The organism is Photobacterium sp. GSS17, assembly GCF_028621875.1.
GTDB classification, from domain to species: Bacteria; Pseudomonadota; Gammaproteobacteria; order Enterobacterales; family Vibrionaceae; genus Photobacterium; species Photobacterium ganghwense.
Genome location: NZ_CP117518.1, coordinates 11,761 through 26,832 on the forward strand (window position 1 = coordinate 11,761; position 15,072 = coordinate 26,832).

The following is a 15,072-nucleotide window of genomic DNA, read 5'->3' on the forward strand; positions in this document are numbered from 1 at the left end:
ACAATTAATAGCAATGGTTTGTATTCATGAAATCGACTCGTCCAGCGAAACACTGCCTGGCTACTCTGATAATGGGCACTTTGCTCGTTGGCTGCGGCTCTGAAGCCGTCAGCGTAGCGCCTGATACGGCACGTCCTGTCAATATCCTCCAGCTTAATGCCGCCAATCAGCGCGATGTCATGCGTTTCAGTGGGGAGATTGAGTCTCATCAGGCATCGAAGCTGGCCTTTCGGGTTCCCGGGACGGTCGAGCAAATTCTGGTTCGTGAAGGGGAGTGGGTGAAGGCCGGCCAGGTCATCGCCCGGTTAGACCCGCACGACTTCCAGGTCAACGTGAATGAAACGAAAGCCCGGCTGAGTGAGGCGCGGGCAGCCCACAAACTGGCGCAGATTGAACTGAAGCGTACCCGCCTGGCGGCGGCTGACAATGCGGTGTCCGGGGTGAACGTCGATCGCGCAATCAGCGCCGAAGCGCGTGCGCGTGCCAACGTCACCATGCTTCAGCAATCTCTAAAAAAAGCCAGTGATGCGCTGCGATACAGCCAGCTGACGGCGCCTTTTGATGGGGTGATCGGCCAGCGGTTCATTGATGAGTTCGAGCAGACGGCACCGGGGCTGTCGGTGGTATCTCTGCATCAGCCAAACCAGCTTGAAGCTGTGGTGGATGTGCCGGAGAACCAGATCGCCATGCTGAAGAAAGGCATGGCGGCGCAGGTGCAATGGTATCAGCAGGACAGCCAGGTCAAGGCTGTGATCACGGAAATCGCCACCCTGCCGGATACCCTGAAACAAACCTACGAGGTCACTCTCGCGCTGACCGAACCTACTTCTTCGCTGTTTCCGGGCAAAACCGTCAATGTCCAGTTTGAGCAGGCTGAACTCAGTGGCGGCTACTGCTTACCGACGGCGGCAGTTAAAGTGAAAAACGGCGTCACGCAGGTGGTGACGGTAAAGCAGGGCAGTGCGGTGCACGTGCCGGTGAACGTGGTCTCCCAGCGTCACGACAGCCTGTGTGTTGAAGGGGCGCTGCAAAGCGGTGACAAGGTGGTGACGGCAGGTAGCATGTTCCTGAAAGAAGGCGATGCCCTGACCCTGCTCAATGACACAGGAGCACAGTCATGACCTTGTCGACGTTCGCCCTCCGGCAGAAAACCTTTGTGATCTTTTTCACCGTACTTTGCACCATCGCCGGTATCTATTCCTACTTCGAGCTGGGCAAACTGGAAGACCCGGCCTTTACCGTAAAAAGTGCCGTGGTGATGACCATCTACCCGGGCGCAACGGCGCAGGAGGTGGAAAAACTGGTCACCGATAAAATCGAAACCCGGTTGCAGGAGATGGGCTCGCTGTGGAAGCTGCGCTCCCTGTCCCGTCCCGGCAGTTCGCTGATCTTTGTCGATCTGCAGGAAAAATACAGTTCCGACGAGCTGCCTCAGCAGTGGGACTTGTTGCGCCGTAAGGTGCAGGACGTGAAGCTGGAGCTGCCGCCTCAGGCGCAAATCAGCATCGTGCAGGACGAATTTTCGGAAGTGTACGGCATGGTGTTTGCGGTTTACGGTGATGACATTCCGATGCGTGATCTCAAAGACTACGCCCGTGAACTGCAACGCCGGATTAAAACCGTCGACGGGGTGAAAAAAATTGAGCTGCACGGTGTGCGTGAGCAAGTGGTGAACATCGATATTTCCGATGAGCGCCTGGCAGACAGCCATATTTCACTGGCCCAGCTGATTGAACAACTGAACAGCCAGAATATCCCGGTGACGGCTGGAGACTTTGACCTGGGCAACGAGAACCTGCGGGTTGAGCAGACCGGGGCGTTCCGCAGTGTGGATGACATCAAAAATCTGGTGATCCGAACCGGTGTTCCGGGTATTGGTGATGGTGTGGGTACGATTCGTCTGGGCGATGTGGCTGAGGTGTATCTGGGGTATCAGACTCCGGCCCTGACCGAGAGCCGCTATAACGGCCAGCAGGCCATCACATTGGCCGTCAGCCCGGAAAACGGCATCAACGTGGTCAGCATCGGCGACGATCTGAAAGCGGTGCTGAACCAGTTCGAATCTGAGCTGCCGGTGGGTGCCGGTGTCGGTATCGTGGCGTATCAGCCGGATGAAGTGACCAAATCGATTAACAACTTTGTCGCCAACCTGGTGGAAAGTGTAGTGATCGTGGTTGCGGTGCTGCTGGTGTTCATGGGCTGGAAGGAAGCCACCATTGTGGGTGTCAGCCTGCTGCTGACGATTCTGTTTACGCTGGTCTACATGAATGTGGCCAATGTGGATTTGCAGCGGGTTTCGCTCGGCTCCTTCATTCTGGCTCTCGGCATGCTGGTGGATAACGCGATTGTGATTGTTGACCTGTTCCAGACCAAGCTGCGCAACGGGGTGGCGCGTGCCGAGGCGGTGAAAGAGTCGATTCAGGAAATGGCCATTCCGCTGCTGGGAGCCACCGTGATTGCGGCACTGGGAACCGCGCCGGTACTGTTTTCTCAGACGGACTCAGCCGAGTTTTCCCTGTCGATCGTGCATGTTCTGTGCAGTTCACTGCTGCTGTCTTGGGTTGTCGCCATGATTGTGACCCCGCTGATGTGCATGGTGTTTTTGAAAGCACCTCAAGGCAATGCCCAACAGGCGCGTGAAAACAAAGCCTATGTGGCTTACCGCCGCGCTGTATTCTGGACCGTCGATAATCCGAAAAAAGCGCTGCTGCTGGTGGCTCCGATGCTGGTGGTGTCCTTGATGGCGGCACCGCTGTTGCCGGTAAACTTTATGCCGGGTTCGGACCGGGCAATCGTATTTCTAGATTACTGGCTGCCAAACGGCGGACGGATCGACAACGTTTCGCAGGACATGAAGCAGGTTGAGCAATGGCTGCTGAAACAGCCGGAAGTGGAGAGTATTTCCAGCTATGTGGGCGAAAGTGCGCCGCGTTTCTCGGTGACGGTAGAGCCTGAGCCACTGGATGCCAGCTACGGCCAAATCCTGATCAATACCCGTTCATTTGACGATATTGAGTCTCTGGTCGCGCGCGGTGATCAGTGGTTGGCACAAACGTTCCCGCATGCCGAGCCCCGTTTTCGTGACCTGAAACTGGCCACCAAAGACAAGTTCAGTATTGAAGTGCGCTTCGAAGGGCCGGATCCGACGGTACTGCATCAGCTGTCTGATCAGGCACAGGCAATCATGCGCGCCAATCCGCATACCAAATATGTGCGTGATAACTGGCGTCAGGAAAGCAAGGTGCTTGTCCCACTGATCAATCAGGAAGCGGCCCGTCGCGCCGGGGTTAACCGGGCGGATATCGCACTGGCACTCAATCGCGCCACGGAAGGGCTGCCGATTGGCACCCTGCGTAAAGACGATGACCTGATTCCGATCAAGCTCAACAGCACCAACACGTCGCTGGAATTTATCAACAACATTCCGGTGCGTTCTGTACTGGGCGCACACAGTGTTCCGCTAGGACAAGTCGTGGATGATGTTCAGATCAAAGGCGAAGAGAGCATGATCTGGCGCCAGAACCGACTGCCGGCCATTACCACGCAGGCCGGGGTAACGGGAGCGACGGCGTCAGACATTCGCAAACAACTGGCACCTGAGCTGGAGGCCATTGCGCTGCCACCGGGTTACAGCATGAAATGGGGCGGGGAATATTACGATGAGAAGCGCTCGGTCGACGATTTGGTGACGCAGAACCCGAAAGCATCGATTCTGATGTTCGTGATTCTGGTGGCGTTATTTAATGCATATCGCCAGCCGATCATCATCTTTGTCACGCTGCCGCTGGCTTCTATCGGCATCATCTGGAGCCTGCTGCTGCTCAACAAGCCGTTTGGGTTTATGGCGATTGTCGGCATGATTTGCCTGAGCGGGATGATCATCAAAAACGGTATCGTTTTGATGGATCAGATTGAGCTTGAACGCCAGCGCGGACGGAAGATGGCCGATGCGATCAAAGCGGCAACCCTGAACCGGACAATGGCGATCTCAATGGCTGCCCTGACAACGGTACTGGGCATGGTGCCGCTGCTGACCGACCAGCTGTTTGATCAGATGGCTGCCACGATCATCGGTGGTCTGGTGGCGGCATCTGTCCTGTCACTGTTTGTGATGCCGGCGATGTACCGTCTCTGCTTTGCCAAAGAGGAAAAGCAGGAAAATCAACCACAGTTAACGACGCAGCAGGACGCCGCATCACAAGATTACGATTCAGAGGTAAAAGGTCATGAATAAGCGTCAATTAGGGCTGATGATCGGTGCGCTGCTGTTATCCGGCTGTTCCATGGCGCCGGACTACGATGTGCCGACGGTCGCGATGAACGATGTTTACCTCAACCAGGTCGATTCGGCGACACAGCCCGGCAGCCATTTCCACGCGGCCTGGTGGGAAGCGTTTCAGGATGCTCAGCTGAACCGGTTGGTCAGCGATGCCCAGCGACAGAACATCACCCTGAAAATCGCCAGTGAGCGAATTCAGGCCGCGCAGTCATACCACAAGGCGGTGGCTTCACTGAAAGTCCCGACCGTGTCGATCAGCGGCGGGGTGGCGGATATCCGGCTCAGTGAAAATGAGGCCATGATGGGCGGGATGGTGCGTGACCATACCTTGCCATCTGCGCTGGGCGGCGGTCAGGTACGTGTAATGGACCGCGACCAGACGGATTATTTCCTGGGACTGAATGCGTCCTGGGAACTGGATGTGTTTGGTCGGATCGACAGCATGAGCCAGGCTGCAGCGATTCGTGCCGAACAGGCCGCCATCATGAAACAGGCGGTAACGACGCTGATCACTGCTGATGTGATCAATAACTATCTGCAATATCGCGGGGCGCAGGAGCGGATTGCGATTGCCGACGAGAACATTCGAGATCAGGAAGAGATGCTGCGGCTGGTGGAATCCCTCAACCGGCACGGCTACGGCTCTGAGCTGGATGTAGCCAATGCCAAGGCCAACCTGGCGGCAACCCGGGCGATGGTGCCGAAACTGGAAACTGCCAAAAGTGTTCACCTGAACCGGTTGGCCATTTTACTGGGGGAGAACCTGCATAAAACCGAAGCGCGTCTGGCCGGGCAGTCAGCTCAGAGGGTGATGCCGTCAATGCACGGTGTGATTCCGACCGGGCTGCCGTCAGAGCTGCTGACCCGCCGTCCGGATATCGCTCTGGCCGAGCGGGAAATTGCTGCCCGTAATCAGGAAGTTGGTGCCGCGATTGCGAATCAGTATCCGCGCTTTTTCCTGACCGGATCGCCGGGCGTGATGGCCGGTGATTTTGGTGACTTGTTTGATTCCGGCTCTGACACCTGGATGCTGGGTGCCGGGTTCAGCTGGAATATCTTCGATGCCGGTCGTAACAAAGCGATGGTGGACATGCAGGAAGCCGGATTCCGCCAGTCTGTACTGAGCTATCAGGACACCGTGAATGCGGCTTTCAATGAGGTGGAAACTGCCCTTCGTGCCTACGGTAACAGTCAGCAGTTTGAGCACTATCTGAAGGAAGCGGAGCAGCAGGCGGAAACCGCGCTGGGTAAAGCCAACTCGCTGTACAAGTCCGGACTGGTGAACCATCTCTCGGTACTGGATGCCCAGCGTCAGAAAAATCAGGTGCAGGATGCGGAAGTGCTGGCAAGGCTGAATACCGCCTCTAGTGTGGTGATGCTGCACAAAGCATTGGGTGGTGACTGGAATGCGCCGGCTGCCCGGCTGCCGTCAGTACCGCGCACCTGACACTAAAGGGTGTATGCCAGAAGAGGGCGACTTGGTTCTGATTACAGATGACTGTGCGTTGTTCCTGTTGCCATTTTTATTGCCGTTTTCGTTGTCACCCTTGTTGCCGCCGTTGTTGTTACTTTGGTTGTTGCTGTGGTTGTTGCCTGAACGGGCAACAACAGCGGCGAGACTTTGCGACAGGCGGCGACGAGGCGACACCCTGCCTGCTTGTTTTCCGTTTCGCATGAATGAATGCGCCCCTACGAAATTTCATGGAGTGATGTTATGACCGTTCCCTTTGGTCTGCTGAGTTTTCTCGGGTTGTTTGGCCTAGTCTGGTATTTGTCGTTTAAACCGAATGCCGCTAAGCCGCCGGATAACCGCCGACCTTATCGTCGCCAGTCCTTCCGCTGGCTGGGTGAGGCGATACTCAGTTTCTTCTGGCTGATTGCCATGCTGGCCTTAGTGGATGCCGGGTTTGACAACCTGCGCCTTGACCTGCGTTTTTAGTGATTATTGTCTGTTTTCGCTCATCCTGGTGCGCCTACTGAGTGTATGCCAGCCCAATGCAGGCTGGCTGGCGTGAGAAATGTGCCGCTGGACAGAAACAGAACGTGATTTTCACTGCTGTTGTTTGTTATAACGAACGTTTTATGCCTTTAAGGGCATATGTCTGGCCTGTTCCACCGGTCAATACGCCAGCGGACGTTTACTACCCAGCAGAAAGGAAGATTGATGGAAAACCGTGCTACCCCCTCTACCGAAAATACAACCGAGCCCCTGCACCCGGCGGTAAGGTTGCTCAGTACAACGCTGGTCATCGATACTCTGACAGAGCAGGACTGGCCGGTCTTCTTGCGTTTGCATACCGAACCTGCGGTGATTGAGAAATGCTTTGATCCCAAACCTCAAACTGAACTTCGGGCCCGTTTCGCCACGCGTTTACAGGGCTGGCAGCCGGACAGCAACGACTGGCTGACCGTCGCAGTCAGGGAGCGATCGTCGGGGAATATCGTCGGAGTCACCGGTTTTTGTTTTGACGGACAGACTGCAGAAGTCGGTTATCTGTTTCTGCCTGAATATTACGGTCGGGGGTTTGCAACGGAATCACTCAGCGCCATCATCGACTGGGCGGTGCAGTGCCATGGCATTACTCGCTTTCAGGCGGTGGTCACTGAAGGTAACGTGGCCTCTGAACGAGTGCTGGAAAAGTGCGGATTTCGCTGTGTCGAGATCGTACCGGATGCCTACAGCATCGGCGGAAAACGCTATGCTGATCATATCTTTAACCTGAATCGCCAATCTGGGACTGCGTAGTCTCCGCTTCCACGTAGTTTCAGTCGCTACGTAGTTTCAGCTAAGACGTTGTCTCAGTTCCCACGTTGCCTCAGACCTCGTTTCAGCCTCAGCCTAATCTTAACGCTATGTAATTAGCGTCTGGATGTGACCGGTCAGGCCAATCTGTGATGCCGTATTGCGACTATCGTAAACAAGGATGTAAACCATGAAACCAAAGACAGAATCTCAGAAGTCTTCACATCTATCTTCAGCGGTCTCTTCACCCGTTTCTGAGCGGGTGGTGGTCGAAGTGGTGGCTTACCGCCCCGACTGGCAGGCGGATTTCGATCAGGAACACGCTCTGATCACAGAGCAGTTATCGTCGCACAATGTGGCCGGGATCCACCATATCGGCAGTACATCGGTGCCGGGACTCTGGGCCAAGCCCTTGATTGATATCCTGCTGGAAGTGCATAGCCTGGCGCTATTGGATCAGGAAACTGAAAGGCTGGTGAGGCTCGGGTATGAAGCGATGGGGGAGTTTGGTATTCCTGAGCGGCGTTTTTTCCGAAAAGGCAGTGCCACTCAACGTACTCACCATCTTCATGCTTTTCTGGCGGGGTCGCCACAAGTGAAGCGGCATCTTGCGTTTCGTGATTATCTCCGGGCTTTTCCCGAAATTCGTGATGAATACGCGGCCGTTAAGCGCGAAGGCGCACGGCTGTGCCAGAATGAAATGGCACGTTATATCGCCCATAAAAATGATTTCATCCTACATCATGAGGCGCAGGCCCTTTGCTGGCAGGCTGCTGAACCTGAAAAAGGAGACATGCCATGACCTCGACTTCACGCGTAGCACTGGTTACCGGGGGCAGTAAAGGTATCGGCTTGGCGATGGTGAAACATCTGGTGGCGCAGGGCTGTCAGGTGATCACTTGCTCAAGGCATGCTGATACCTGGCTAGATTGTGTGGCACAGGAACCGGCGTTGGCCGGGGTGGATTATACCCCGTTGGACATTGCGGAAACGGCGCAAACGGAAGACTGGTTTAAAGCCATTCAGATCCGTTACGGTCAGCTCGATGTTGCGGTGAACAATGCTTCGCCCATGCTGGCTTCCAAGGGAACCTTTGAGCAGGTCGAAACCGCCGATTTGCAGGCCACCTTGCAGCAGGACTTCTGGTCGCACGCCCTGTGTCTTAAGCTTGAATTGGCGCTGATGGCAAAAGGGGGCGCGATTGTGAATATCAGCTCGGTCAATGGACTTCGTCCGACGCCCAATGCCGCCATGTACAGTGCGGCGAAACATGCGCTGGAAGGGCTGACTCGTTCGGTTGCGCTTGAGGCGGTCAAGAAAGGTGTCAGGGTCAATGCGGTCGCGCCAGGTGTCACCTGGACGCCAAGGTGGATTGCCCGCCAGCAGGATGAGCCGGTGATCCGCGAAAGTGTATCCGAGGTGGTACCGATAGGGCGCTTTGCCGAGCCGGAAGAAATAGTGCACGCGGTTGATTTTTTGCTGTCAGACAACGCCCGCTATATTATCGGGCATACGCTGGTGGTGGATGGTGGGTTAAGCCTGACGTAGAATGGCGCCTTGCACATTTACCCGGGGAGCCTGTGATGAAACAGTCCATCATCCATATTGCACTGGTGGTTCGCGATTACGATGAAGCCATTGATTTTTATGTAAATAAGCTTCATTTCGAACTAATTGAAGATACTTATCAGCCTGACCAGGATAAACGCTGGGTCGTGGTGTCGCCGCCAGGTTCGAATGGCGTCGCCTTGCTGTTGGCGCGTGCTTCGAACGAGGAGCAGCAACAGGTCGTAGGCAATCAGACTGCAGGGCGCGTTTTCCTGTTTCTCAGCACCGATGATTTCTGGCGCGATTATGAGCGGATGGTCAAAGACGGTATCCACTTTGTCCGCGAGCCGAAAGAGCAGGACTACGGTACGGTCGCTGTTTTTGAAGATCTGTACGGTAATTTATGGGATCTGCTGCAGCTACATCCCGATCACCCTATGGCAGGAAGATAGCGGGGCGATAGCGAGGTGAGCCCGTCGCTAAAACGCCACGGCATACCGTGGCGTTTTGTTGTCGGTTACTGGCAGCCAGCCGCCCCGAGCGACTCCCATACTCCCCATTGACCCGTTGTGCCCGGTTCTTCACCACGAGTCCACCATTTCGCCCGCCACAGTTGACCGTTGTGAATGGCGCGATCGTCAGCAACATAAATGGTGTTGCTGTTCCAGGCATTGCTACAGCCCGGTAGACTGTCGTCGAACACTTCAACGTTGCGTGTGATGCTGAGGCTCTCACCGTTACCGTATACCACGGTATAAGTAAGTGCATACGTACCGGCTTGCCCTGTGTTAACCTGGCCACTCACTGTCGTCTGGCTGGTCAGATCCCCGTCCACAGGATGGGTGACGGTGACCCCGGCCATAGGATCAAACGTACTGTTGAGCGGAATGCGGACATCACTGACGCCATCGAACACCGGTTGGAGGTCATAGACCGTCACTTTTCTGGGTTCACTGGTGCTGTTACCCTGATTATCAGAGACCTTGTACGTCAGTACATATTCACCGGAAATGCTGGTATTAACCTGACCTTCCACCAGAATATTGCTACTGATGTCAGCGCCGTTGCTGTCTTTGGCCACCACGCCAATCAGTGGCTCAAAGACCTCGCCGCGCAGTACCCGGACATCGGTCAGGCCGGTAAAGATCGGAGACAGATCCGGCAGCGGCGGTTGCTGGTTATGGATAAAGCTGCCGTAGTCTTTGATGAACTGCTCGTGATAAGGCTGGCCAGCAGCATTTTTCCCCATGTCCCAGTTGACGGACCAGGTCATTACACCGCGCAGTGGCTGACCTTGTTGGCTGAGCTGTTCGAATGCGCCGTACAGGGCGTTTGGATCCTCGATAAAACCGTTGGCCGCGCCGTCAATGTTGGCCGGGATGCCGAACACCAGTTTGTCGTGTGGAATGGTCGTGTAACCGCGGGTGCCGTTAATCAGCGAATCAGCCATGTAATAGATAAACTGCTGTTTCTGAAGGCTATTCTGTGACAGCCAGCCTACGCCGTCCACATACACACCATCGCCGCCCTGATTATAAAACTGCGGATTGATAAAGTCGTAATAGCCGTTCAGCGCTTGGATATAAGGCAGATATTTTCCGTTCGCTATGGACAGATAAGGGAACTCTGGCGCCATGGTGATCATGAAATGCTTGCCCTGTGCCTGATAGTGATCTTTTACTATTTTCAGTGCCGCCGGAATGACCGTCTGGTTGGCCGCAGCAGTAATGGCCGTTTGTTCAAGATCGATATCAAGCCCGTCGAAGCCGAATTTGTCGGTCAGGCGGATAATTTCATCGGCAAAGGCTTGTTCATCGCCCGCTTGCAGTTCGATGTGCGCATCTGCGCCACCCAGAGCAAGTAACACGCTGCGTCCTTGTGCATTGAGGGTGGCAATCTGATCGATGAATTCGGCTTCAGTTAGGCCGATGGCTGGATCCAGACGGAACGTCGGAATGCGCCCTTCAGCGGTGTTGTACACCTTCATGAAAGAGACATCCACCACATTGTAGTGTGGGTGAACAGCTGTCAGGTCAACACAGGGCGCCACCCCGCCTTTATAACCGGCACCGTCGCACCAGTTGTGCCAGTAGCCGACGACTACATTGCCGGTTTGTACCACCATGTCGTTAGCCAGTGCGGTTGTCGGGAGAGCGGAGGTTCCCAGTGCCAGCGCCGCTGAAAGCATACTGAATGTCAGTCCTTTCATGTTCACTCCTGTTTTTAGGGTTTGATTGGGGGAAGTGCTTGTTGGAAAGGCTTGTTGATATAGCCTGCCGATAAAGCTGATTAGTGACGATTTATAAAGATCTTTGTATAAACCACGTGTTAGAAGCCGCCCGGCGATCGCTGTCAAGAGTGTTTCAGCCTTACCGCCTGACTGAAAAATGATGCATTGATTACTGGGCGTTGATGTACGTTAATCTGTTGTCGGAGGCAGGAATATAATTTTGATCGCAAAAAAAGAACTGGATTCAGGAAATGATTTTTGATGGTGTAAGTGATTTTGCTATCAATAAGGTGGCGAGTTATGCCTTGTCACTGTATGTGTTTTTTCTGATGTTTCCGATGTTTCCGATGTTTATGATGTAGCTAATGTCAGAGCTGCGACTGAGAGCCTGATCAAACCGGCGGCAACGGGCACCGGATATCCTGCGGCCAGGTTGCGGCAAGAAAATCAATAAACTGACGTACTGCCGGTAACTGATAGCTGCGCGACAGGTAGACGGCCCACAAACTGCTGCCAGGCGTGTGATAGTTCTCCAGTACAGGTACTAATTGTCCGCTTTCAATCAAAGGGTTAGCCAGATCACACGGCAGCCTGATCACCCCATATCCCATTAAGGCCGCCTGGGTCAGGGTTGCCAGCTCATTACCTTTAATATTGCCTTTTACGGCGACCCGCTCAGGGGTGTTGTCTTTGATCAACTCCCATTCACTGGCATCAAGGTGGACGAAGCAGTTGTGCTGCCTCAGGTCTGCCGGGATGGCTGGCTGGCCATATTGCGCCAGATAGGCCGGGGCGGCACATATCACGGCATCAATAGCCATCAGGCGTCTTGCGATCAGGTTGTCGGCGGGTTGCTGAGTGTAGCGCAGGGCGATATCAACCCGCTCATCCACTAACTGTGAAAAACGATCTGAGGCCAGAATATCTATCGTGACTTGGGGGTGAAGACTCACAAATCGGGTTATGGCCTCGATCAACAGATTTTGTGCCAGGCCAATTGGTGAAGACACCCTGATCGTTCCGGATAGCGACTGGCTGTGGGTCAGGGCATCGGTTTCCAGGGCTGTGGCTTCATTGAGAATGCGTTCGCACCGTATCAGTGCCTCTTCTCCGGCTGAGGTAAGGCTGACCTTGCGGGTCGTTCGATGCAGTAAACGTTGCTGAAGCCAGGATTCGACCTCCTGCACATGGCGGGAAACCTGTAACCGGCTGAGATCGAGGTTCTCGGCGGCTTTGGTAAAACTGGCGGTGTTGGCGACTTCAACAAAACTGCGTAAGGCGGTTAGTCGATCCATGGCAAGCCTCTAATTAGTATCTTTATTTGATACAATGTACATCAATTTCGTGCGTTTATCACAGTATTGTCTCCTATTACACTGGCCCTGTCAGTCACCAACAGGCTTAACGACTTAAGCCTTATCGGTGGGTAACAGTTAATGTCTTACTAAACAGGAGCAGGACAATGAAAGTAGCAGTACTAGGCGCAACAGGCTGGATTGGTCGTCATATCGTTGAAGAAGCTGCATCGCGCGGGCATGAGGTGATTGCACTGGTGCGTGACCTGGCCAGCGCCGATCTAAACGCGGCGGCATTGCGTCGGTTCGACTTGCTGGATGGTTCACAGGAACTGGCTGAGGCCGTAGCGGGTGCCGATGTGGTGATTTCTGCCATTGGTGGGCGTGCCGCGGGTAACCACGATATTGTTGCCCGTACTGCACAATGTCTGCTGGCCGAGTTGCCAACAGCCGGAGTAGATCGCCTGTTGTGGGTGGGTGGCGCAGGTACCCTGGAAGTTGCACCGGGGGTTGAACTGGTGACGTTGCCGGATTTTCCAGAAGAGTACAAACCGGAAGCGGTGGCGATGAGCGAAGCGCTGGCCGTATTTCGTGGGACTGAGTCGACCGTAAACTGGACGTTTGTCAGCCCGGCCGCTGAGATTTTTCCGGGTGAGAAGCAGGGCACTTACCGTATTGGCGGGGACGAATTGCTGGCAGATGAGCAGGGCGCGAGCCGGATTTCGGTCAGTGATTACGCGGCTGCAATGATTGATGAGCTCGAAGCCGGGCACTATCCGAAGCAGCGCATAGGTGTCGCGTACTGATTATGACTGATCTTGTTTGCTACAGACGTTGTGTGTCATAGAAGCCATGTGTAGTCGAGGTCATGTGTAATCCGGGTAATGTGAAATAGACATCATGTGAAATAGACGTCATGTGAAATAGACGCTATGTGAAATTGACGTCATTGGTTGCAGGTGAAAATGTCAGGGTTGCCTCTGGACGGAGGCGACCTTTCACCGTATTCGAGTGGCACCTTGCGCACTTTGAGAGCACCTTCTTGTATCTTTAGCTATCGATATTTTTATTTTTAGCCATTTCCCATCCATCACGCTTTTGTTAACTACTTGCCGCATAGGCATTTTTCTCACATGTCAGAATCAAGACATGCTTATCCCCACTAATGTTGATGATATAGGCAGAATACTAAGAATTTGCTGCTGAGAGTGATGTACCCATTGGGCTAGGATGGAGTGTCTGCATGAATGCCTCTCGTTATATCTGGGCGGTCGTGTTATTAGCGACTGTCACCGCTTGCCGCGATGATTCCGGTGATGAGCTTAACCTGGCAAATAACACCGGTAGTGTCGAAGAACCTGTCAACAATGACACGTCGACGCCTGATAATAATCCAGACGGAACCGGCGACCCGACGGCACCGCCTGCGACTGAAAATCCGCCTCCGACGACACCTCCCACCACCGAAGAGCCTGTGCCAGAAGATCCGCCTCCGCCACCAGTGCCGAAACTGGATATTGATGGCCTGCCGCTGCCGGACGTGTCAGTCACTCACGATTATGTGGCTTATCTGGCCGCCCAGCCTCAGTACTACACACGTATCTCGTCACCGTTTGGGGATGTGGCTTCACAGGACAACACACCGTTTGACAACAAGGTCACCAATCCGGCAGCGAATCTGGGGCGGGTGCTGTTTTACGATGTTCGGTTGTCGAAAAATAACAGTGTGTCGTGCGCATCTTGCCACATTCAGGAACACGGATTTACCGATCCGAAAGTATTGAGTGACGGCTTCGACGGCGGAAAAACCGGTCGCCATTCCATGAGCCTGACCAATGCGACGTATTATCAGAACCGGAAATTTTTCTGGGATGAACGTGCCCGTACGCTTGAGGATCAGGTGCTGATGCCGATTCAGGACGGGATTGAAATGGGCATGAACCTGTTTGATCTGGAAACCAAACTCGGTGAAACCAGTTTTTATGCTGATCTTTTTACTCAGGCGTTCGGCGATGAGGCCATTACCAGCGAGCGGATTTCTAAAGCAATGGCGCAGTTTATCCGCAGTATGGTGAGTTATGAGTCCAAATATGATCAAGCATTTGCTGCCGGAGAATGGAATAACCCAAATTTTGCCTCGGTATTTACCGAGCAGGAAATGTTGGGACTGAAGCTGTTCTCGGGTTTCCCTGGCTCAGAACGTGAATCCCTGGGCTGCATTTCCTGCCATCAAACCTCGGCGCACACCATGGATCAGGCACATGTTAATGGACTGGACGCGAACACCAGTGCCGATCAGGGGGCGGGGAACGGTTTCTTCAAATCGCCGTCGCTGCGCAATATCGGTGTGGGGGCGCCTTATATGCACGATGGCCGTTTTGCGACTCTGGATGACGTCGTGGAGTTTTACAACAGCGGGATTCAGCGCCATCCAAGTCTGAGTCCGATTCTTACGACGAACGGGCAGGTCGGCGGCCCACCCGTTAGGATGGAGCTGACGCAGGAAGAAAAGGATGCGCTGGTCGCCTTTATGAATGCCCTGACGGATGAGAATTTCCTGACCAATCCAATGTTTGGCACCCCCTTTACCTTGATGACACAGCCGGAGAGTACTGGCTCAGAGTAAAATCCAAGGAGAAAACACCGGGTAATGAATCGAAAAAAAAGCCTGCACACATGTGCAGGCTGGCTTAGGTTAGAAACTTAAGTAGAAAATCAGACAAAGTGAACGAGTCACAGCAATACATACGTGCGGGCTGCATCGTGCGATCACTGTTTTTTTCGATCACTGTGTTTTTGTGATCACTGCGTTTGAGCGATCGCTGGGGCTGAATCTCCGGTTGGTGACCTTGGTGGGTTGCCTTGAGATGAGCTGGATAGGAAGGACAAAAAGTTAAAAGGACGAATGGGCAAGTGGGCAGAGCAGCAACGGCCCATATGGCCTGAGTACGTAGACGAAACATATCGTTGGAATATA

At 54.0% G+C, this 15,072-nt stretch carries 11 protein-coding genes and 1 pseudogene; 10 read left to right on the plus strand and 2 right to left on the minus strand.

The window, feature by feature from the left end; genetic code table 11:
* Window positions 1-26: 26 nt before the first annotated feature.
* The 8 genes from PGW97_RS16490 to PGW97_RS16525 all read left to right on the plus strand — a co-directional run bounded on the left by PGW97_RS16490 (window position 27) and on the right by PGW97_RS16525 (window position 9,022).
* Complete coding sequence (locus PGW97_RS16490) at window positions 27-1,121, plus strand: efflux RND transporter periplasmic adaptor subunit (protein ID WP_053061796.1); 1,095 nt, start codon at window positions 27-29, stop codon at window positions 1,119-1,121.
* Window positions 1,118-4,234 carry an efflux RND transporter permease subunit gene (locus PGW97_RS16495; protein ID WP_273860153.1) on the plus strand — a complete coding sequence of 1,039 codons (3,117 nt, stop codon included), beginning with the start codon at window positions 1,118-1,120 and terminating at the stop codon, window positions 4,232-4,234. Before PGW97_RS16490 ends, PGW97_RS16495 begins: the two co-directional genes overlap by 4 nt.
* Window positions 4,227-5,726 (plus strand): efflux transporter outer membrane subunit, encoded by a 1,500-nt coding sequence (locus PGW97_RS16500; protein WP_273860154.1) that lies wholly within the window; start codon window positions 4,227-4,229, stop codon window positions 5,724-5,726. The genes PGW97_RS16495 and PGW97_RS16500 overlap by 8 nt, the downstream gene beginning before the upstream one ends.
* A 267-nt stretch (window positions 5,727-5,993) precedes the next feature.
* The gene (locus PGW97_RS16505; protein ID WP_273860155.1) at window positions 5,994-6,218 is read left to right on the plus strand and encodes a hypothetical protein; all 225 of its coding nucleotides are present in this window, start codon (window positions 5,994-5,996) and stop codon (window positions 6,216-6,218) included.
* 225 nt (window positions 6,219-6,443) lie between these two features.
* The gene (locus PGW97_RS16510; RefSeq protein ID WP_273860156.1) at window positions 6,444-7,025 is read left to right on the plus strand and encodes a GNAT family N-acetyltransferase; all 582 of its coding nucleotides are present in this window, start codon (window positions 6,444-6,446) and stop codon (window positions 7,023-7,025) included.
* Window positions 7,026-7,212: 187 nt separating this feature from the next.
* Window positions 7,213-7,824, plus strand: coding sequence for a GrpB family protein (locus PGW97_RS16515; RefSeq protein ID WP_273860157.1), 612 nt, complete (start codon window positions 7,213-7,215; stop codon window positions 7,822-7,824).
* A complete protein-coding gene (locus tag PGW97_RS16520; RefSeq protein ID WP_047884912.1) occupies window positions 7,821-8,570 on the plus strand; it encodes an SDR family NAD(P)-dependent oxidoreductase in 750 nt (249 codons plus the stop codon). The genes PGW97_RS16515 and PGW97_RS16520 overlap by 4 nt, the downstream gene beginning before the upstream one ends.
* Before the next feature lie 35 nt (window positions 8,571-8,605).
* On the plus strand, window positions 8,606-9,022 hold the full coding sequence (locus tag PGW97_RS16525) for a VOC family protein (protein WP_047884911.1): 417 nt from the start codon (window positions 8,606-8,608) through the stop codon (window positions 9,020-9,022).
* 71 nt (window positions 9,023-9,093) lie between these two features.
* Here PGW97_RS16525 and PGW97_RS16530 read toward each other — a convergent pair.
* Both PGW97_RS16530 and PGW97_RS16535 read right to left on the minus strand, forming a co-directional pair.
* Window positions 9,094-10,779: pseudogene (locus tag PGW97_RS16530) on the minus strand (immunoglobulin-like domain-containing protein); the annotation flags it as partial.
* 413 nt (window positions 10,780-11,192) lie between these two features.
* Window positions 11,193-12,095, minus strand: coding sequence for a LysR family transcriptional regulator (locus tag PGW97_RS16535; protein ID WP_273860158.1), 903 nt, complete (start codon window positions 12,093-12,095; stop codon window positions 11,193-11,195).
* 167 nt (window positions 12,096-12,262) lie between these two features.
* Between PGW97_RS16535 and PGW97_RS16540 the strand changes: the two genes are divergently transcribed.
* Together PGW97_RS16540 and PGW97_RS16545 are read left to right on the plus strand one after the other, a co-directional pair.
* Window positions 12,263-12,901, plus strand: coding sequence for an NAD(P)-dependent oxidoreductase (locus PGW97_RS16540; protein ID WP_273860159.1), 639 nt, complete (start codon window positions 12,263-12,265; stop codon window positions 12,899-12,901).
* A gap of 437 nt (window positions 12,902-13,338) precedes the next feature.
* Entirely contained in the window at window positions 13,339-14,721 is a 1,383-nt protein-coding gene (locus PGW97_RS16545) for a cytochrome-c peroxidase (protein WP_273860160.1), read from the plus strand.
* Window positions 14,722-15,072: the final 351 nt, after the last annotated feature.

What these genes read in the sequence shown, in the direction of transcription:
- PGW97_RS16490 (WP_053061796.1), top strand. Translation starts at nt 27, where the DNA reads ATGAAATCGACTCGTCCAGCGAAACACTGCCTGGCTACTCTGATAATG.
- PGW97_RS16495 (WP_273860153.1), top strand. Translation starts at nt 1,118, where the DNA reads ATGACCTTGTCGACGTTCGCCCTCCGGCAGAAAACCTTTGTGATCTTT.
- PGW97_RS16500 (WP_273860154.1), top strand. Translation starts at nt 4,227, where the DNA reads ATGAATAAGCGTCAATTAGGGCTGATGATCGGTGCGCTGCTGTTATCC.
- PGW97_RS16505 (WP_273860155.1), top strand. Translation starts at nt 5,994, where the DNA reads ATGACCGTTCCCTTTGGTCTGCTGAGTTTTCTCGGGTTGTTTGGCCTA.
- PGW97_RS16510 (WP_273860156.1), top strand. Translation starts at nt 6,444, where the DNA reads ATGGAAAACCGTGCTACCCCCTCTACCGAAAATACAACCGAGCCCCTG.
- PGW97_RS16515 (WP_273860157.1), top strand. Translation starts at nt 7,213, where the DNA reads ATGAAACCAAAGACAGAATCTCAGAAGTCTTCACATCTATCTTCAGCG.
- PGW97_RS16520 (WP_047884912.1), top strand. Translation starts at nt 7,821, where the DNA reads ATGACCTCGACTTCACGCGTAGCACTGGTTACCGGGGGCAGTAAAGGT.
- PGW97_RS16525 (WP_047884911.1), top strand. Translation starts at nt 8,606, where the DNA reads ATGAAACAGTCCATCATCCATATTGCACTGGTGGTTCGCGATTACGAT.
- PGW97_RS16535 (WP_273860158.1), bottom strand. Translation starts at nt 12,095, where the DNA reads ATGGATCGACTAACCGCCTTACGCAGTTTTGTTGAAGTCGCCAACACC.
- PGW97_RS16540 (WP_273860159.1), top strand. Translation starts at nt 12,263, where the DNA reads ATGAAAGTAGCAGTACTAGGCGCAACAGGCTGGATTGGTCGTCATATC.
- PGW97_RS16545 (WP_273860160.1), top strand. Translation starts at nt 13,339, where the DNA reads ATGAATGCCTCTCGTTATATCTGGGCGGTCGTGTTATTAGCGACTGTC.